The sequence below is a fragment of the Candidatus Thermoplasmatota archaeon genome, assembly GCA_029907305.1.
Lineage (GTDB): Archaea > Thermoplasmatota > E2 > DHVEG-1 > DHVEG-1 > JARYMC01.
Window position 1 is genome coordinate 1 of the sequence record JARYMC010000018.1, and the last position, 17,198, is coordinate 17,198.

The window sequence follows — 17,198 nt, forward strand, 5'->3', positions numbered from 1 at the left end:
CTGTATGTTCTATGATCTATTTCAAAGTAAAATATTGTTCAAGAGATGATTCTTCGACTCATTTCGGGATGTAGCCACAATCTCCCTAATGCTTAAATATAGCTTCCTTTATTATTGGCAAATACGTTCTTATATTAATAGGGAGTAATTGATTACTAATCATATTGAGGTATGCAACTTGGATGATACATCAAAACCAGATGAAAAGATGCCGGAAAATCCTAGAGAAAAGGAAGTAGAACAACCACAACCAAAGTCACAGATTGAGGAAACACCAAAGGATACAAAAGAAGAAACAAAGCCACAAGAACCTGCCAAAGAACAAGTAAAACCGAAAGAATTGATGGCAGAGAAAAAAGGTAAACAAGCAAAACCTGAAACTAAAAAAGAGTTACCAAAAAGAGGATCGGATTTTAAATACATTGTTAGAATCGCTAACACAGATATTAATGGTGAAAAATCCCTTGTTTATGGTTTAACTACGATAAAAGGCATAGGTAGACATATGGGTACTATGATTGCTGATTTAGCAGGTCTTGACAGGATGATGAAAATCGGGGATTTAAAAGATGATCAAATAGAAAAGATCAAAGAGATCCTTGAAAAAGTAAATAAGTTAGGACCTAAATGGATGCTTAATCATCGTAAGGATTACGAGACTGCAGAGGATTTACATCTTATAGGTGTAGATATAGATGCTAGGTTGAGAGAAGAAATCAACATAATGAAAAAGATAAGATCATATAAGGGTGTTAGACACGAGGCAGGTCTTCCTGTGAGAGGACAGCGTACCAGGGCTCATGGTAGAGTTGGTTTAGCGCTAGGTGTATCTCGTAAAGCAGCTAGAGAAGCTACTGCCAGTAAAGAAAAGGAAAAAGGAAAAAGTAAAGAGTGATTTTTATGGGTAAACCAAAGTTTTCTAGAAAAAAATATGAGAAACCTAGTCACCCCTGGCAGGCGGATCGTATACAGGCTGAGAACGAGTTAATAAAGAAATATGGATTGAAAAACAAGAGGGAGATTTGGAAAGCTGAGAGTGCTTTAAAAAGATACAGAAGCCAGGCTAGAGAGTTGCTGGCAAAAATACGGGTAGGTGATCCTCAGACGAAGAAAGAGAGTGAACAGTTGCTAACACATCTCACCCGTCTGAATATATTGCCAGCTAATCCAACTTTAGATGATGTACTTGCTTTGAACACAGAATCGATACTTTCCAGGAGACTTCAGACTGTTACCTATCTAAAAGGTTTAGCTAGTACGCCAATTCAGGCTAGGCAGCTTATAACACATGGTCACATAGCTATTAATGGTCGGAAGGTTACTGTCCCAAGTTATATGGTGACAAAAGAAGAAGAAAGCAACATTTCTTATCTTGTTAGTTCACCGCTGAATGATGCTATGCATCCTGCTCGACCGAAACCTGATTTCAAATCTGCTTTAGTAAAAAAAGAGGATTTATCTGAAAAAACAAAAGAGCAAAAAACTGAGAAGCCTAAGGAAAAAATACAGCCTGAACAAATAACTGAGAAAGTAGATGAATTAAAAGAAGAAGAAAAAACCGTGGTAGAAGATAAACAAGGGGTTAAGGAAGGAGGTAACCAGGATGGGTAGAGTAGGCATTGCACATATTTTTGCGTCTTTTAACAACGTAATAATAACAATAACTGATTTAACAGGTGCTGAGACAATCGCACGTTGCTCTGGTGGCATGGTAACAAAATCCGCCAAAGACGAGGGGGCACCATACACTGCCATGAAAATCGCACAAATAGTTGCAGAAGCAGCTATAGAAAAGGGGATAGATACAGTGAACGTTAAAGTTAGAGGTCAGGGTGGAAATAAACCTACTACACCAGGTCGTGGTGCACAGGCTGCGATACGTTCACTTGTAAGAAGCGGTTTAAAAATAGGTAAAATAGAGGATGTCACTCCAATCCCACATGATGGTTGCAGAAAAAAAGGTGGCAGACGTGGTAGAAGGGTTTAGGTGAATAATAATGAAAATCGAGGTAAAAGAGCTGAAACCTAAAAAAGCTGTTTTAAAAATTGAGGAAACAAAACCCTATTTTGTCAACTCACTCAGGCGTATAATGCTCTCAGAGTTACCAAAACTTGCTGTAGAAGATGTTGTGATATATGATAACACAAGCCCGCTTTTTGATGAAATCATAGCACATCGCCTTGGTATGATACCTATCCCAACTGATCTAAGTTTACTAAAATTTAGAGATGAATGTGTTTGTAACGGCAAAGGATGCCCAAACTGTACAGTGAGATACACACTTAGCAAAGAAGGGAAAGGTGTAGTGTACTCAGGTGATCTTCAGCCAGAGGAAAAAAGCTGGGCTATAAAAGAGGATAAAATTCCTATAGTGGAACTATATGGAGACCAGCGTTTAATACTAGAGGTGGAGGCTGTTCTTGGTCGAGGAAAAGACCATGCAAAATGGCAATGTGTCCAAGCACCAGCATACAAATATTACCCTATTATTGAGATTGACCAAAAGAAATGCAACCTATGTAAACAATGTGTAGATGCTTGCCCGAAAAAGATTCTGGAGATTAAAAACAATAAACTAGTGGTTACTGACATAGAAAAATGCACGACATGTAAATCATGCATGGAAGTATGTGAGAGTAAAGCAATAACAGCTAGCGGTGATGAGAACAAGTTTTTATTCCATTTTGAGACAGATGGATCCCTAAGCGCAAAAGATGCATTGAAAGAGTCAGCGAAGATACTGATGGATAAATACGCGGAGTTCAACGAGTTACTTAAAAAATCAAAATAAACCTAGTTTTTTAACCAAAAACATATTTTACATAAACACCGATTTTGATTGTGTAGTTTAATCTTGGGCCTGTGGGGTAGCTTGGTATCCTTGTGGCTTCGGGAGCCATAGACTTGAGTTCAAATCTCAACAGGCCCACATGATTATGATTTTATCTTTGATATTTATCTAAAAAAAAATTTAATTAAGCTATCCAAAAAAGTTTTTTGCACAAATTTTTTTTAGATTACACATGCATATGCATTTGCATATGCAGGTAGTTATTCATCGAGCGAATGATTTATAAATGGGAAATAGCATCTCTTGTTTGGAAAGCAAGTGGATGGGATGCAGCGAGAAAACAATAAAATTCAAACTTCTCCAGATATCAAAGTCCCCCTAGCAATGAGGGCGCTGAGAAGGAGTAATATAAGGAAAAAAATTGCTGAGTATCTTTTTGATATAAGCCCTAGCTATAGTTATACTTCTGAGATTGCTTATCATGTTAAAACTACTCCATCCAATGTTATTGGTGCTATTCGTGGTATGGAATCAAGATATAAACAAGATGAGTCACTTATAAGCTTGGATATAGTAGAGATGAAAAGCGGTGGAAAAGACATAAAACTCTATGGACTAACCCCATTTGGTAAAGAAATAATAGAGGCGATGCGATCTAGAAAATAAAAAAATCTTGTTTTTTTGAGTTTTTTTGATTTTGATGTAGAAAAATATTTTAATTAAATTCTTTTGATTAGATTGAGTAAATGAAGATAAACGAAATTTTTTATTCCATCCAGGGTGAAGGCAGCTGGTCTGGTTTGCCAAATATTTTCATTAGAACCACTGGTTGTAACCTATGTTGTAGTTTCTGCGACACAAAATATGCATACAAAGATGGAAAAGAAATGGGTATAAAAAAAATAATAGAAACCATTAGTAGATACCCATGTAAACATGTTTGTTTAACAGGTGGCGAACCGTTAATACAAAATGAAACCTTAGAGTTGATAGATGTTCTCATAAAAAATAAATATGATGTTTGTTTAGAAACAAATGGTAGCATAAATATAGAAAAAATCTGTGGTAAAAAATCTTTGATGATATCACTTGATATTAAATGTCCATCGTCTAATATGCATGATAAAATGTATATGGATAATATAAAAAAACTTGGTAAAAATGATCAGTTAAAGTTTGTTGTGAAAAATAAAAAAGATTACAGTTATGCAAAAAAAATAATTCAGTTATATAAACCTGTTTGCCCTGTTTTTTTCCAACCAGTTTATGGCAGCAATCCAAGACTTTTAGCAGAATGGATACTACATGATGGACTGGATGTTAAACTTGGTTTACAGGTTCATAAAATAATATGGGGCAACAGAAAGAGGATATAATGGATAAGAGAATAGCTGGTAACACAAACTATATAGATAGTAATTGTATTCTGAGTTGAAAAAATCATAGAGTAGTATAGTTGGAAATAATTATTAGCTAGTTAAGAGGTGATTGTGTAGATGCAACCCGCAAATATGGCATATGATAGAGCTATTACCGTGTTTTCTCCAGATGGGAGACTATTCCAGGTAGAGTATGCACGTGAGGCTGTTAAAAGAGGGACCACCACTGCTGGTCTGAAATATAGGAGTGGCGTGGTTTTAATTGTTGATAAGCGTATTACTTCTCGTTTAGTTGAACCAGAGTCTATAGAGAAAATTTTTGAGATAGATGACCACATTGGTTGTGCTACCTCTGGTCTTGTTGCTGATGCTAGGGCTCTTATTGATCGTGCTCGTATAGATGCTCAGATTAATGAGATAACTTATAATGAGAAGATTCAGGTTAAGACTCTTGTGAAGCGTATATGTGATTTTAAACAGACGTATACCCAGTATGGTGGTGTTAGACCATTTGGTACTGCTCTGTTGATAGCTGGTGTTGATGAAACTGGTGCGCGTTTATTTGCTACTGACCCATCTGGTGCGTATATGGAGTATAAGGCTAGCAGTGAGGGTGCGGGTCGCAATGGTGCTGTTGATTACTTTGAGAGGTACTATAAAGAGGATGTTTCGATGGATGAAGCTATTGATTTGGGTATAAAAGCCCTAAATAAGGGTACTGAGGGTAAACTTAATGCTGATGCCACTGAGATAGGTGTTGTTGATAAATCCTTTAAGTTTCATATTTTGTCTCCTAATGAGACTAAAAATTATGTGGCTAAGGCTCTTGGGGGAAAGTAGAGTTGGTTAGTCTTGATGAGGCTGTTATTGCTAGATTAAAAAAGGGTGAAGAACACTTTGAGGTGTTAGTTGATCCTGATGCAGCATCTGATTTAATTGATGGTAAAGAAGTAAACATTTTACAGAATCTTGCTATCGATGCTATTTTTAAGGATTCGAAGAAAGGCACCCGTGCTTCTTCTGATGCGCTTAAAAAAAGTTTTGGTACAGACAATATAGAAGAAATAGCTAAGATGATTATTCTCAAAGGTGATATTCAGCTTACCACTGAACAGCGTCATAGGATGCAGAAGAACAAGAGGAATAGGATTATTGATATAATTGTTAGAAACGCTATGGACCCGAAAACAAAATCGCCTCATCCACGTCAAAGAATTGAGCTAGCAATGGACCAAGCAGGTGTTCATATAGATCCTTTTAAATCTGTTAATGAGCAGGTTAAGGTAGTTATTGATGCTTTGAGACCACTGATTCCGATCTCAATTGAGCAGGTTAGGATTTCTGTTAAAATTCCTGCTCAGTTCATAGGTAGAGCCTATGGTGTTGCTCGTAATTTTGGTGTACTAGAGCGGGAGGACTGGCAATCTGATGGATCATGGATTGGTATTGTTAGACTCGCAGCTGGTATGCAAACAGATTTTTATGATAAATTAAATGAGGTTACCAAAGGTAACGTTTCTACGAAGATTCTGAAATAAGATTAGAAGGTTGTTATTATTCTATGTCCAAAGAAAAACGTGAAGTAGTTATCCCAGGTCAGCTTCTCGGTGATGTACGTAAAAACAAACTAGGGCATGGTACTTTTGTCGAAAACGGCAGGATATATGCTGAGAGACTGGGAGTACTAAATAAAAACTCAGACTACATAAACGTGATACCACTAAAAGGTCGTTATGACCCAATTGAGGGAGATTTTGTTATAGGCATAGTAGAAGAAGCGTTGCCCTCGGGTTGGCTTGTTGACATAAACGCACCTTATCCAGCGTTACTGCATGTAACCGAGGTGCCATGGGAGATAGAATTCGGCGAGACAGAAAAATATTTAAACCATGGTGATTCCATAATGGCAAAGATTCTCCAGGTTGATGTAACAAAGAGAATACAGATAACATTGAATGATCGTAACTTGTATAAAATCAAGGGAGGGCAAATAATCGATGTCGAACCTTCTAAGGTACCAAGGATTATAGGTAAGAAAGGCTCGATGATAGCTCTCCTAAAGAAATATACAAGGTGTCGCATTTTCGTTGGTCAAAACGGAAGAATATGGATAGATGGTGATAACGAGGGTATTGAAAAAGTACTTCAAGCAATAAGGAAAATTGAGGACGAAGCCCTAAGCTATGGGCTTACAAATAGAATTGAGGCTTTTTTAAAGAAAGATGCAAAGGATGTTAGATAAATATGATTCCGAAATCAGAAATTAAATTAATAGATGAAAAAGGAAGAAGACTAGATGGTAGAAAACCAGATGAACTAAGAAAAATCAAAATTGAAGCAGGGGTTTTACATAGAGCCGATGGCTCCTGTTACCTTGAATGGGGTGGAAATAAGATACTTGCTGCTGTATATGGGCCAAGAGAGGCTCTACCAAAACATACACAGAACCCGCTAAAAGCTGTTGTTAACGCTCGTTATAACATGGCTGCTTTTAGTGTAGAAGAACGTAAAAGACCAGGACCTGATAGGAGAAGCGTTGAGATATCAAAGGTTATATCTGAGGCTTTGGAGAAAGTGATTTTAACTGACAAGTTCCCAAGAGCATCTATTGATGTGAACATAGAGGTTTTAGATGCTGAGGCTGGTACAAGGTGCGCTGGTCTAACCGCTGCTGCTGTGGCATTAGTTGATGCAGGTATACCGATGAGAGACATACCAGTGGCTTGTGCTGCTGGTAAAATAGATGGTAGGGTTGTACTTGACCTTGGTAAAGAGGAGGACAATTTAGGTGATGCTGATCTACCTGTTGCTATTTCTCCGCGTACAGATGAAATACTGCTTCTTCAGATGGATGGCCATCTAACCCTGGAGGAATTTGAGGAAGCTTTTGATTTAGCGATCAAAGGATGTCATATAGTTTCTGATATGCAGAAGAAAGCGATTGAGGATAAATACAAAGCTATTTTGGAGGTAGAATAAAATATGACAGTTATAGCTTCTTTGAAACGTGATTATCTCTCCAGGCTTGCTGAACAGGGGAAAAGGGCAGATGGTAGAAGATTCGATGAGTACAGAAAAATTGAGATTGAAACAGGTGTTGTTTCAAGAGCAGAGGGATCAGCTAAGGTTAAAATAGGTAACACCCAGGTTATTGTTGGTATAAAAATGGATATCGGTGAACCTTATCCTGATTCGCCTAACTGTGGTGTTATGACCACAGCTGCTGAGCTTATACCAATGGCTTCACCTGATTTCGAGGCAGGCCCACCGCAGGAGGATGCCATAGAACTAGCTAGGGTTGTTGACAGAGGTATACGTGAATCTGAGATTATAGAATTTGAAAAACTGTGTATAGAGCCAGCTGACAAGGAAAATAAGGGGAAAGTCTGGATAGTTTTCATTGATATACATATACTCGACTATGATGGTAACCTGTTTGATACAGCTTCGCTTGCTGCCTTGGCTGCATTGTTTACAGCAAATGTACCAGCTAAACGTTTTGAGCTAGGCGAAGATTACCCGCTTCCACTAAGAGATCCTCCTATATCTTGTACAGCTGTAAAGTTCAACAGGGCAGTAGTCTTTGATCCCTCTCTTGATGAAGAGGAGATAGCAGAGGCTAGGTTAACTGTTGCAACAGACAAAAACGGGCATATAAGAGCTATGCAGAAGGGGCTAAACGGTAGTTTCACTAAGGAGGAGATAAAAAAAGTTATTAAAGCCTCCATTGATAACGGGAAAGAACTCAGGAACATATTATACAAAAGCATAGGGAAATAAAAATGGCGAAAAGAACAAAAAAAGTAGGCTCAGTAGGGCGTTTTCAGGCTAGATATGGTGTTAGAGCAAAAACTATGGTTAAAAACATTGAAATAATAGAAAAAGCAAAACATGACTGCCCAAAATGTGGTAATAAAAAAGTGAAAAGAATAGGTACTAGCATATGGCAGTGTAAAAAATGTGGTGTAAAATTTGCTGGCGGTGCTTATCAGCCTAGGACAGAACCTGGTCAGAACATAGAAAAAATAATTAGAGGAGAAATCACACCAGAGATACTCAAAGAACGTGAGGAAGAAAAAGGTGATAAGAAGCTATGACCGGCTATAAATGTGGGCTTTGTAAAAAAAGTGTTAAATTCGACGTTAAAAACATAGGTATGCAATGCCCCTATTGTGGTAGCAAGATTTTCTACAAAGAGAGACCAACTGTTGCTAAACGCATTAAATCAAGATAAAAAAACCCTTATTGGTTTTTATGAAAAAAGCATCTTTTGAATTCGTTTTTGACTCTGAAAAGGAAGCCGAGATAGTGTTAGAGTCGTTGAACCCCGAGGTTAAAAATAAGATACCAAAGACAAATGTTAAAATATCCATTTTTCAAAAAAAGTTATTTCTAGAGATAGAATCTAATGATATTAGTTCTTTGAGGGCAGCCTGCAACTCTTATCTTAGATGGATTAATACTGCTCTGGCTGTGAAAAAAACAGTTTAACCACCCTTTTTTTATCTGGTTTTTTTACATTTTGCTATTTTCACAGGAAATATTTTTATAATATTAACTACAAAATATTAATTGGATATATTTGGATGGGGTGGTGAAATATGAAGGTACTTCACCTTAATTTAAGAATAGATACTATAATTATAACAATACTTGTTTTACTAGTGGTTTTAGCATCTTTTCCTGTGATGGCTGAGACTTCGCAGGTTTACTATGTTGATTTAACAGAGGGGCTTCCAGATGATTGGACTATTATAAATGGTGGTAACACAAATGATACATGGGAATATCTAGCTGGGGGTTTCGGTGTTTTCTGTGATGACAGAACCGCAGGGCCATCAGTTATAATGGATGAACAGTTGATATCACCGATTGTAAACTGTTTAAAACTTGCTAGCGTATTCCTAGAATACTACCATAATTTCAATGGCGGTAAAGGTTCTTATATTGATCAGGGTGATGTATATGTTTCAAATGATGGTGGTGCAAGCTGGGTTAACGTAGCAACTTATCTACCAGGTACTTTAAGTCAGCGTGTTATAAAAATTGATATAACAAGCATTGCTGCTGGTTATTCAAAAGTGATGATCAAGTTCTATTTCCATGATTTTGGAAGCTATGGTTACTGGTGGCAGGTTTTTAATGTGAAAATAAGTGGCGAGTTGAAAGAGTTTTTTGATCCCCCTGTTGCAGATTTCAGTTGGAGTCCAAATCAGCAGTATGAAGGTTTCCCTATCCAGTTTACTGATCTTTCCTCATCACGATCTTGTGATATTGTTTCTTGGAGTTGGGATTTCGGAGGCGTAGTTACATCATCTGAGCAGAACCCAGTCTTTACTTTCATGGATGATGGAATCTACACGGTAACATTAACAGTAACAGATGAAATTGGATATACTGACACTGTTTCATATGAGGTTACTGTTTTACGTTTAAATCCTGTTGATGACATCGAAAAACTAATCCAGGATGTTAAAGACATGAATCTCCACAAGGGTATACAGACAAGCTTAATCGCAAAACTAGATAGTGCTCTACAATCTATTAAAAATGGATGTTATGAAGAGGCAATATCGGCATTAAAAGCTTTTATGAATGAAGCTAAAGCACAAAGCGGTAAAAAGATATTACTTGACCAAGCAAATTATTTGATAGAAAGTACCCAACACATCATTAATATAATGTAATATATTAAACCTCTATAGTCTCAGTTCTGCCAGGCCCAATTGAAACAATAGCTATAGGTACGTCTACTTCTTTTTCTATAAATCTCAGGTATTCTCGTGCTTCTTTCGGCAGATCAACTAGTTTAGTTGAACATGTATTTATCTTGCTCCATCCCTTGAACTCTTTGTAAACAGGTTTACATCTCCTCGCTTCCTCAATGTTAGCTGGGAAGAAATCAATCTTTTTACCATCAAGCAAATAGTGTGTACAAATTTTTACTGTTTTTAAACCATCTAACACATCAAGTTTTGTTATGGCAATTTTCGTCACACCTGATATCATACATGAGTGTTTTACTACAACAAGGTCAAGCCATCCGCATCGCCTAGGTCTACTAGTCGTTGTTCCAAACTCATATCCTTTCTGCTGGAGGTATCTACCAGTTTCATCCATTAATTCAGTTGGTAGAGGCCCCTCACCCACACGGGTTGTGTAAGCCTTTACAATACCTATTATATCATCAATAAATCGTGGTCCTATCCCTGAACCAATTGTTGAACCACCAGCGACTGTATGAGAAGAAGTTGTATAAGGATATGTACCAAAGTCAACATCAAGCATAGTGCCCTGGGCTCCTTCAAGGAGAATATTTTTACCAGATTTTATGGCTCTGTTCAATTCAATATGTGTAGTTGTAATAAATTCTTTCAACCTCTCACCATAATTCACATAGGTTTCAAGTATCATCTTTTTATCGAGTTTTTCATCTACACCATATGCATCAAAAATTCTCTGTTTAATGGTGAGGATGATATCAAGTTTTTTACTCAACGTCTCTTTATCTAAAAGATCTACCATCCTTATTCCATTACGTGCTATCTTATCACTATAACAAGGACCAATACCTCTTTTTGTCGTCCCAATTTTTTTATCACCAAGATATTTTTCCTCTGCACCATCCAAGATTTTATGATAAGGCATTATTATGTTCGCCCTATCACTAATCAATAATTTTGGTTTTATACCACGTTTCACCAGCTCATCTATCTCATGAATCAAAACCTCAGGATCAATCACACAACCATTACCAATAACACCTATTTTACCTTGGATAACACCAGATGGTACTATATGAAGCTTGTATACCTCCCCACCAACTTTTATCGTATGACCCGCGTTGTTCCCACCCTGAAAACGCACAACATAATCAGCATCTTTTGCAAAATAGTCAACAACTTTCCCTTTACCTTCATCCCCCCATTGTGTACCGATTACAAGGTTTACCGTCATCTTTATTTCACTTATATGTCATAAGAAAAGAAATACATAAACCTGATGCATACTACAAACAATATTTTCTTATACGAAGGTTTTATAAAACAAACGTTATATGCTCCAGACAAATGCCTAAAGAACCAACCAATTTTGAACAACCTACCACAGATACGACATTTGATCTAGAGTTACTCAAAAGAGAAGTAGGTCAACGTTTTCCAATATATGATGTTAAATCTGGTCCAGATGTCGCTGTGTTTTTCTGCAGAATCGATGAGATGATGCTAGAAGAAAAATTCGATTCACTTAGGCAATCTCTCTCAGAAAAAGGGTACATACCAATGCTACGCTATGAACACGGAGAACACGTTATATACGTTATTAGGAAACCAAAGGTAAAGAAAAAACCTGTTTGGATCAACATCGTCCTTTTAATAGCAACATTTTTCACAACAACACTAGCTGGTTCTTTACAATGGGTAGGGATATATAGAGCAGATTTGGCTGAGATACTATCACCAAAATATATACGAGATGGATTCATTTTCTTTTCTATACCATTGTTATTAATCCTTGGTGTTCATGAGATGGGGCATTATTATGCGTCAAAAAAACATAAAATAGAAGCATCCTTACCATATTTCATTCCACTACCACCACCGATCTTCACACTCGGAACATTTGGCGCGCTAATCTCAACAAAAGAACCAATACCCAACAGAAAATCCCTGCTAGATATAGGTGTAGCAGGACCTATTTGTGGATTCTTAGTAGCAATTCCTGTTTCAATATTAGGTTTGTATTTCATGCAACAAAACCCAATCCCTATACTAACTAGCGATGAACAAGTAATAATACATTTTCCACTTGGTCTCCAATTACTCAGCAATTTGTTTACCATACCCGCTGATGCAGTCATTCATCCAACAGCTTTCGCTGGTTGGGTTGGGATGTTTGTAACAGCAATTAATCTTTTACCTGTTGGTCAACTCGATGGAGGACATGTCGCAAGAGCGTTTCTTAAAGAGAAACATAAATACGCAGGCTGGGTTGTTTTATTCCTACTCCTAGGTTTAGGTATGATCTACATTAACTGGTTCCTGTTCGCCATAATTATTTTATTTCTCATCGGTACACAACATCAACCTCCGCTAAATGAAACCGACCATCTTGATACAAAAAGAAAACTCTTAGGACTCACGGTAGTGATCATTTTTATATTATGTTTTGCACCAATACCTTTTTCGTGATACAGATAGAAATAGGGGGCATCGTAATTATTTAATACCATTAAACTGATTCTAAAAATTGAAGTGATAAACATGAAAACATATCTAAAGATTATGTTCAACAGCGAAGGATCAGCCCCATCAGAAATTAAAAACCAGCTGATGAACATGGGGTTCAAAGCAACCAAGGGAAACTACGATTTTGTATATGAATGGAACCAAAAATCTGTTGATGTAGACGAACTCGTATGGTTCGCAGATAAAATACACTCTGCTTTGAAAAAAAGTAAGGTTTATTTCACGATAGAGACCATCTAAAGGTTTTACTTGCTTTTGTTCTTTTTAGTTTTTTTCAAAGTTTTACTTAAAACCCCCATCAAGGTGTGATATTCCCATTTAGATGGCATAGCACGTCCCATAATCCGTTTAAACATAATCTTAGTGTTTTCTTTTTTATGCTCAGGGTAACCTATATCATCTAAAAGATCTGAAAAAAACTCAAACAACTTCTGTTTCTCTACTTTATCAATGGTTCTTTTCTTCTTAGAAACAAATTTCCGGATGTACAAAGAATATAAAACCAATGCAACTGCGTGAGACAAATTCAAGGATGGATAACCTTGGCTTGTAGGTATTTTAACCATTATATCACAAGCAGCTATCTCATCATTGTACAAACCATAGTCTTCCCTGCCAAAAACAAGCCCGATTTTACCATCGACATCAAATATTTTCTCAGCGAAATCCTCTAGAAAAACCGGGTTCCTCAAATGCCTCTTATCACTCTTACTATCTATAGAGGATGTTGCAACAAGATAATCAAGCTCGTTAACAACTTCATCAAAAGATTGGAATATCCTCGCGTTATCAACAATTTTCTGGGCATGCATAGCACGTGTGTAACATTCTTCATCAAAAACACATGGTTTTACAAGGTATAGTTTATTGAAATCAAAATTCATCATAGCCCTCGCTACAGAACCTATGTTACCACCATATTTTGGTTCCACAAGGACAACATAAAACTCGGTTATGGTTTTTTTCACCATCCAAACCAAAGAAACAATACAAACGTATTTGTTTTATTCTATTCTCAGCTCTTCTTCCTTTTTTTCCAGCATCTTCCTGTATTTCGATGGTAAATGTTTAACCGTGTCTTCTAGCTCAACACGTTTCTTAAGCAACTCTGACCTCTTGTTTGTCTTAAGCTCATCTAAAACAAACTTCCTTTTTTTAAGGTAACTATATAGGTACCATACGCCAAATACGAAAGCTATGAAACCTAAGACCAGTATGTAAGCATTCCAATCCTTAAGTTGATTGATGATATCTGTATAAAAACCTAGTTTTATGTCTCTGAACCAATACCAGATCACACCCATCATCATCAAAAACAAACCAACAAAAAATAGTATCAAGCTAAACGCTAACACAAATTCTCTAAAAAACCCGGTTATTTTCCCAGCCATCTTTCATCAACCACCCTAAACCTATTTTTTAATAAGATTTCGCAAACCTCATCCAAGTCTCAGCAGGTTTACCACAAACCGGACAAGGATGCTCACATTTAATTTTTTCAATCGGTTCCCCTAACGTATTACCCTCTAAAACATTTTCTATTTCAAGAGCACAATCCTTATTTCCACACCATGGTAACTCAACAATACCCCTCATATTCTTTGCTTCATCAACTGTTTTAACTCTATGCATGTTTTCATCAAGAAGTTTTTTCGCGGTATCATACAATTTTTTAGACATCAAATCAAATTCTTCTTTTATAGTTTTAACTGCTGTATCCTGTGGAACAACCTTTTTTTCACCAGTATCTCTCCTAACAATCACTATCTGTTTCTTTTCAACATCCTTAGGACCGATTTCTACCCTCAACGGTACACCCTTCAGCTCCCAATCATAGTATTTATTCCCAGGGGTAATATCCCTATCGTCTATATGTGATCTTATTTTTTCTTGTAAAAGTTTTTTATGCAACGTTTCACATGCATCAGTGACCTCTTTTTCTTTACCTTTGAAAACAACTGGTATTATCACTAACTGTATAGGGGCAACAATTGGCGGTAAAACAAGACCTTTGTTGTCACCATGTATACCAACAAGTGCACCTAGTATACGCTCGCTCATACCATATGTTGTCTGATGACAATATTTATGTTTACCATCCTCAGCCTCATAAGAAATATCATATGGTTTGGAGAAATTATCCCTGTATTGATGTATAGAGCCAAGCTGTAATGTTCTACCAGATGGCATAAGCACATCTATACTGATAGTGTAATATGCACCAGCGAACTTGTCCCAATCTGGTCTTTTACTGAAGATATATGGTAAACATATTTTCTTAAATAATCTATCAGCAATGTCTTTATCCTCCTGTATTTGTTTTTCTGCATCCTCAAAATCAACGTGGCAAGTATGCGCCTCAAAGAAATGAATTTCCCTCACTCTTATGAATGCTCGTGTCTGTTTTGTTTCATATCTAAACGTGTTCACTATCTGGTATGTTTTTAATGGGAGGTCAGCATGTGATCTTATCCAAAGTGAGAATATAGGGTACATTGCCGTCTCAGAAGTAGGTCTTAGAAGCCATCTTTCCTCAAGCTCGTTGTTGCCGGCGTGCGTAACCCAGTACACCTCGCTACCAAAACCCTCTATGTGTTCCTCTTCTTTTTTGAACAAAGACTCAGGTATAAGCAGAGGGAAACAAACTTCTTTGTGACCTGTTTTATCCATCTCCTCACGAATCATTTGATCAACATGAGTCATGAGCTTCCAGCCATATGGACGCCACACATTCATACCCTTTATAGGGTATCTTTTATCACATAAATCCGCGAGTTCTACTATCTCGTTGTACCATTCGTTAAAATCCTCGGTTTTTTTGATTTTTGTTTCCGGCATGTCTATATACGGTCCTTTAGAAAACAGAAATAGATAATATTAACTTAAAGATAATGGTTTAAATTCAGACTACGAGACTCCTCGTCCTTCTTTTGCTTTCGGTCTAAGCTCAGTGGATCTGCATCTCCTACACCGTTTCGCTCTAGGGGCATTAGATGCACCACATTTCATACATATTTTTTTATTTAGCAAACGCGCCTCAGCTTCTGGAAATCTAGTCATTATTATAACCATCCTATACAAACAAGTAGGTTGTAGTAGTGTATCGGAATAAACAAATATTATTTAAAGATGATTGTAGACAACTAAAATTCCGATGCTAACAAAACCTTCTTTCAAAAAAATGTTAGCTCTTCCCAATGAATTATCGGACTAACAGATATGAACAGCACGAAGGATTCCTCAAATCACGATTCAAAGAGAAAGAAGACTGATGTGAGTCATTTTGTCCAATGATTTAGGGACATGAGCCAAAATGTTTTATAGAAATTTATAGAAATATACTTAACACAGTACCCACATTTCTCTACGGTGAGAAATAGTATATGAAAGGGCGAGCAAGCCCAAGATTTGACAAAAAATTTTCTATCAAAAAAATCTTACACGAAGAACCACCTCCTCATGAGATCACTTGGGTGGAACACGGTGAACCAAGAAAAACCATATTACCTATATACAAGCCAAAAGCAACTAAACCAAAGATAGCAGCATATCTATTATTTTTAGTTTTTATTTTAGGAATGGTGACCGCAGCTTTATCTGACCCCATTCTAGATTCTTCTATGAAAGCTCTATCAGATATTGGATTAACAGGAACCATAAAGGTGTCTGTAATCGACAAATCAAATAATCAATCACTGGAAAATGTTACAATAACAGTTGGCTCGTTCTCTAAGAAAACAGATAGGAATGGGTCATGCTCAATAGAAAATGTTCCATTAGGTGTAGTCAACATGAAAATAGTTCTAACAGGCTACAAAACACAAACACATGAAATACTTGTTATGCCTCTTATTACACTTGATCATAATATAACCATGCAGCAAGGAGTTGGCGAGGAGAATTCCTCATTTTACATCATAGGCTGTTCTGTGATCATAGGAATATTTTCTCTTTTTGCTTTACTAGGTAGTATAACAATTTTGAAGAAACAAAATTTCGATGTAGCCATTGCATGCTCTGTTCTTGGGATATTCTCTTTCGGTTTTTTCTTTGTAGGGCCTCTGCTTAGCATTATGGCGCTCCTTATAATATTAAGATATGTAAAAGAGTTTGACTATGGACAGAAGGGAAAAACCTTTTAGAAGTCTCATTTTTGTTTTATTCATAATATTCTCTTTGTGGGTAATTTTACAGTTTTTGGCACCAATAATGTTACCTAAGGGGAGTGTTCGTAATCTCTCTGGTGTTGTTGCAGTATTTGATAACGAACATGTTATAGACAGCATGTCGTTTCCATGGAGTTTTGTTTATGCTAGCGGAGACAGGCTTTGTCATCAGATAGCGGAACGGTCTTTTTTCATTAATGGTAATCAGATGCCTTTTTGTGTTAGATGTACAGCTATATGGTTAGGGGTTGCAGTTGGTTTAGGTTTCATGGTGTTTTATAAAATACAACTGGATGAAAAATTCTTGTTTGCAATAATAATTGGCTTTGTACCTATTGGTGTAGATGGTATTGGTCAGCTTTTTGGTTTTTGGGAGAGCACAAACATTATTAGACTTATAACCGGTTTATTAGCTGGAGGAGTTTGTGGATTAGCTATAGGTATAATTGTGGATGAATTTAAAGGAATATTTTCTATTAATAAACTAAAATTTCTGCATAAAGAGTAGTAACAATATTTATAACATAAGATTAGATCAGTACTTCGGAAAGTAGAAATTTATACTATTTTTTACTCTGCAACAACTCAACCTCATAAGACCAACAAACATGA

24 protein-coding genes and 1 tRNA gene are annotated in these 17,198 nt (G+C 36.7%); 20 read left to right on the forward strand and 5 right to left on the reverse strand.

The window, feature by feature from the left end:
* Positions 1–343: 343 nt before the first annotated feature.
* The 16 genes from QHH19_02330 (at position 344) to QHH19_02405 (ending at position 9,858) form a co-directional block, all read left to right on the forward strand.
* On the forward strand, positions 344–895 hold the full coding sequence (locus tag QHH19_02330) for a 30S ribosomal protein S13 (protein MDH7517167.1): 552 nt from the start codon (positions 344–346) through the stop codon (positions 893–895).
* A gap of 5 nt (positions 896–900) precedes the next feature.
* A complete protein-coding gene (locus tag QHH19_02335; GenBank protein MDH7517168.1) occupies positions 901–1,611 on the forward strand; it encodes a 30S ribosomal protein S4 in 711 nt (236 codons plus the stop codon).
* Positions 1,604–1,987, forward strand: coding sequence for a 30S ribosomal protein S11 (locus QHH19_02340; GenBank protein ID MDH7517169.1), 384 nt, complete (start codon positions 1,604–1,606; stop codon positions 1,985–1,987). Before QHH19_02335 ends, QHH19_02340 begins: the two co-directional genes overlap by 8 nt.
* Positions 1,988–1,997: 10 nt before the next feature.
* On the forward strand, positions 1,998–2,792 hold the full coding sequence (locus tag QHH19_02345) for a DNA-directed RNA polymerase subunit D (protein MDH7517170.1): 795 nt from the start codon (positions 1,998–2,000) through the stop codon (positions 2,790–2,792).
* A gap of 65 nt (positions 2,793–2,857) precedes the next feature.
* Positions 2,858–2,930 (forward strand) — tRNA-Pro (locus tag QHH19_02350).
* A gap of 189 nt (positions 2,931–3,119) precedes the next feature.
* Positions 3,120–3,458, forward strand: coding sequence for an archaellum operon transcriptional activator EarA family protein (locus tag QHH19_02355; protein ID MDH7517171.1), 339 nt, complete (start codon positions 3,120–3,122; stop codon positions 3,456–3,458).
* 80 nt (positions 3,459–3,538) lie between these two features.
* Complete coding sequence (locus tag QHH19_02360; protein MDH7517172.1) at positions 3,539–4,168, forward strand: radical SAM protein; 630 nt, start codon at positions 3,539–3,541, stop codon at positions 4,166–4,168.
* A gap of 120 nt (positions 4,169–4,288) precedes the next feature.
* Entirely contained in the window at positions 4,289–5,011 is a 723-nt protein-coding gene (gene psmA / locus QHH19_02365) for an archaeal proteasome endopeptidase complex subunit alpha (GenBank protein MDH7517173.1), read from the forward strand.
* Between the two features lie 2 nt (positions 5,012–5,013).
* Positions 5,014–5,709, forward strand: a complete 696-nt coding sequence (locus QHH19_02370; protein ID MDH7517174.1) for a ribosome assembly factor SBDS — start codon at positions 5,014–5,016, stop codon at positions 5,707–5,709.
* A 23-nt stretch (positions 5,710–5,732) separates the two neighbouring features.
* Positions 5,733–6,413: an exosome complex RNA-binding protein Rrp4 gene (gene rrp4, locus QHH19_02375; GenBank protein MDH7517175.1), complete on the forward strand. Its 681-nt coding sequence runs from the start codon at positions 5,733–5,735 to the stop codon at positions 6,411–6,413.
* Positions 6,414–6,415: 2 nt separating this feature from the next.
* Positions 6,416–7,150 carry an exosome complex exonuclease Rrp41 gene (gene rrp41, locus QHH19_02380; GenBank protein MDH7517176.1) on the forward strand — a complete coding sequence of 245 codons (735 nt, stop codon included), beginning with the start codon at positions 6,416–6,418 and terminating at the stop codon, positions 7,148–7,150.
* Positions 7,151–7,153: 3 nt separating this feature from the next.
* Entirely contained in the window at positions 7,154–7,951 is a 798-nt protein-coding gene (rrp42, locus tag QHH19_02385; GenBank protein ID MDH7517177.1) for an exosome complex protein Rrp42, read from the forward strand.
* 2 nt (positions 7,952–7,953) lie between these two features.
* Positions 7,954–8,268 (forward strand): 50S ribosomal protein L37Ae, encoded by a 315-nt coding sequence (rpl37A, locus tag QHH19_02390; protein ID MDH7517178.1) that lies wholly within the window; start codon positions 7,954–7,956, stop codon positions 8,266–8,268.
* Positions 8,265–8,405, forward strand: coding sequence for a DNA-directed RNA polymerase subunit P (locus QHH19_02395; protein ID MDH7517179.1), 141 nt, complete (start codon positions 8,265–8,267; stop codon positions 8,403–8,405). Before rpl37A ends, QHH19_02395 begins: the two co-directional genes overlap by 4 nt.
* A gap of 20 nt (positions 8,406–8,425) precedes the next feature.
* Positions 8,426–8,662 carry a KEOPS complex subunit Pcc1 gene (locus QHH19_02400; protein ID MDH7517180.1) on the forward strand — a complete coding sequence of 79 codons (237 nt, stop codon included), beginning with the start codon at positions 8,426–8,428 and terminating at the stop codon, positions 8,660–8,662.
* Positions 8,663–8,772: 110 nt separating this feature from the next.
* Positions 8,773–9,858, forward strand: a complete 1,086-nt coding sequence (locus QHH19_02405; protein ID MDH7517181.1) for a PKD domain-containing protein — start codon at positions 8,773–8,775, stop codon at positions 9,856–9,858.
* 4 nt (positions 9,859–9,862) lie between these two features.
* On the opposite strand, the gene QHH19_02410 is transcribed toward QHH19_02405, so the two are convergent.
* Complete coding sequence (locus QHH19_02410) at positions 9,863–11,128, reverse strand: adenylosuccinate synthase (protein ID MDH7517182.1); 1,266 nt, start codon at positions 11,126–11,128, stop codon at positions 9,863–9,865.
* A 113-nt stretch (positions 11,129–11,241) separates the two neighbouring features.
* Between QHH19_02410 and QHH19_02415 the strand changes: the two genes are divergently transcribed.
* Together QHH19_02415 and QHH19_02420 are read left to right on the forward strand one after the other, a co-directional pair.
* Entirely contained in the window at positions 11,242–12,363 is a 1,122-nt protein-coding gene (locus QHH19_02415) for a site-2 protease family protein (GenBank protein ID MDH7517183.1), read from the forward strand.
* 72 nt (positions 12,364–12,435) lie between these two features.
* Positions 12,436–12,660, forward strand: a complete 225-nt coding sequence (locus QHH19_02420) for a hypothetical protein (GenBank protein MDH7517184.1) — start codon at positions 12,436–12,438, stop codon at positions 12,658–12,660.
* A 5-nt stretch (positions 12,661–12,665) separates the two neighbouring features.
* Here the strand turns inward: QHH19_02420 and QHH19_02425 are convergent, their stop codons facing one another.
* From QHH19_02425 to QHH19_02440, 4 genes are all read right to left on the reverse strand, one after another.
* Positions 12,666–13,391, reverse strand: a complete 726-nt coding sequence (locus tag QHH19_02425) for an RNA methyltransferase (GenBank protein ID MDH7517185.1) — start codon at positions 13,389–13,391, stop codon at positions 12,666–12,668.
* 33 nt (positions 13,392–13,424) lie between these two features.
* Complete coding sequence (locus QHH19_02430) at positions 13,425–13,811, reverse strand: hypothetical protein (protein MDH7517186.1); 387 nt, start codon at positions 13,809–13,811, stop codon at positions 13,425–13,427.
* 28 nt (positions 13,812–13,839) lie between these two features.
* Positions 13,840–15,258, reverse strand: coding sequence for a proline--tRNA ligase (proS, locus tag QHH19_02435; GenBank protein ID MDH7517187.1), 1,419 nt, complete (start codon positions 15,256–15,258; stop codon positions 13,840–13,842).
* A gap of 69 nt (positions 15,259–15,327) precedes the next feature.
* Positions 15,328–15,480 (reverse strand): 50S ribosomal protein L40e, encoded by a 153-nt coding sequence (locus QHH19_02440; GenBank protein ID MDH7517188.1) that lies wholly within the window; start codon positions 15,478–15,480, stop codon positions 15,328–15,330.
* A gap of 323 nt (positions 15,481–15,803) precedes the next feature.
* Here QHH19_02440 and QHH19_02445 point away from each other — a divergent pair, with 323 nt between their 5' ends.
* Together QHH19_02445 and QHH19_02450 are read left to right on the forward strand one after the other, a co-directional pair.
* Entirely contained in the window at positions 15,804–16,562 is a 759-nt protein-coding gene (locus tag QHH19_02445) for a carboxypeptidase-like regulatory domain-containing protein (GenBank protein ID MDH7517189.1), read from the forward strand.
* A gap of 55 nt (positions 16,563–16,617) precedes the next feature.
* Positions 16,618–17,094, forward strand: coding sequence for a DUF2085 domain-containing protein (locus QHH19_02450; protein MDH7517190.1), 477 nt, complete (start codon positions 16,618–16,620; stop codon positions 17,092–17,094).
* Positions 17,095–17,198: the final 104 nt, after the last annotated feature.

Bases quoted from the DNA above. Each gene is read 5' to 3' on its own strand.
- QHH19_02330 (MDH7517167.1), top strand. From the start codon at position 344: ATGGCAGAGAAAAAAGGTAAACAAGCAAAACCTGAAACTAAAAAAGAG.
- QHH19_02335 (MDH7517168.1), top strand. From the start codon at position 901: ATGGGTAAACCAAAGTTTTCTAGAAAAAAATATGAGAAACCTAGTCAC.
- QHH19_02340 (MDH7517169.1), top strand. From the start codon at position 1,604: ATGGGTAGAGTAGGCATTGCACATATTTTTGCGTCTTTTAACAACGTA.
- QHH19_02345 (MDH7517170.1), top strand. From the start codon at position 1,998: ATGAAAATCGAGGTAAAAGAGCTGAAACCTAAAAAAGCTGTTTTAAAA.
- QHH19_02355 (MDH7517171.1), top strand. From the start codon at position 3,120: ATGCAGCGAGAAAACAATAAAATTCAAACTTCTCCAGATATCAAAGTC.
- QHH19_02360 (MDH7517172.1), top strand. From the start codon at position 3,539: ATGAAGATAAACGAAATTTTTTATTCCATCCAGGGTGAAGGCAGCTGG.
- psmA (MDH7517173.1), top strand. From the start codon at position 4,289: ATGCAACCCGCAAATATGGCATATGATAGAGCTATTACCGTGTTTTCT.
- rrp4 (MDH7517175.1), top strand. From the start codon at position 5,733: ATGTCCAAAGAAAAACGTGAAGTAGTTATCCCAGGTCAGCTTCTCGGT.
- rrp41 (MDH7517176.1), top strand. From the start codon at position 6,416: ATGATTCCGAAATCAGAAATTAAATTAATAGATGAAAAAGGAAGAAGA.
- rrp42 (MDH7517177.1), top strand. From the start codon at position 7,154: ATGACAGTTATAGCTTCTTTGAAACGTGATTATCTCTCCAGGCTTGCT.
- rpl37A (MDH7517178.1), top strand. From the start codon at position 7,954: ATGGCGAAAAGAACAAAAAAAGTAGGCTCAGTAGGGCGTTTTCAGGCT.
- QHH19_02395 (MDH7517179.1), top strand. From the start codon at position 8,265: ATGACCGGCTATAAATGTGGGCTTTGTAAAAAAAGTGTTAAATTCGAC.
- QHH19_02400 (MDH7517180.1), top strand. From the start codon at position 8,426: ATGAAAAAAGCATCTTTTGAATTCGTTTTTGACTCTGAAAAGGAAGCC.
- QHH19_02405 (MDH7517181.1), top strand. From the start codon at position 8,773: ATGAAGGTACTTCACCTTAATTTAAGAATAGATACTATAATTATAACA.
- QHH19_02410 (MDH7517182.1), bottom strand. From the start codon at position 11,128: ATGACGGTAAACCTTGTAATCGGTACACAATGGGGGGATGAAGGTAAA.
- QHH19_02415 (MDH7517183.1), top strand. From the start codon at position 11,242: ATGCCTAAAGAACCAACCAATTTTGAACAACCTACCACAGATACGACA.
- QHH19_02420 (MDH7517184.1), top strand. From the start codon at position 12,436: ATGAAAACATATCTAAAGATTATGTTCAACAGCGAAGGATCAGCCCCA.
- QHH19_02425 (MDH7517185.1), bottom strand. From the start codon at position 13,391: ATGGTGAAAAAAACCATAACCGAGTTTTATGTTGTCCTTGTGGAACCA.
- QHH19_02430 (MDH7517186.1), bottom strand. From the start codon at position 13,811: ATGGCTGGGAAAATAACCGGGTTTTTTAGAGAATTTGTGTTAGCGTTT.
- proS (MDH7517187.1), bottom strand. From the start codon at position 15,258: ATGCCGGAAACAAAAATCAAAAAAACCGAGGATTTTAACGAATGGTAC.
- QHH19_02440 (MDH7517188.1), bottom strand. From the start codon at position 15,480: ATGACTAGATTTCCAGAAGCTGAGGCGCGTTTGCTAAATAAAAAAATA.
- QHH19_02445 (MDH7517189.1), top strand. From the start codon at position 15,804: ATGAAAGGGCGAGCAAGCCCAAGATTTGACAAAAAATTTTCTATCAAA.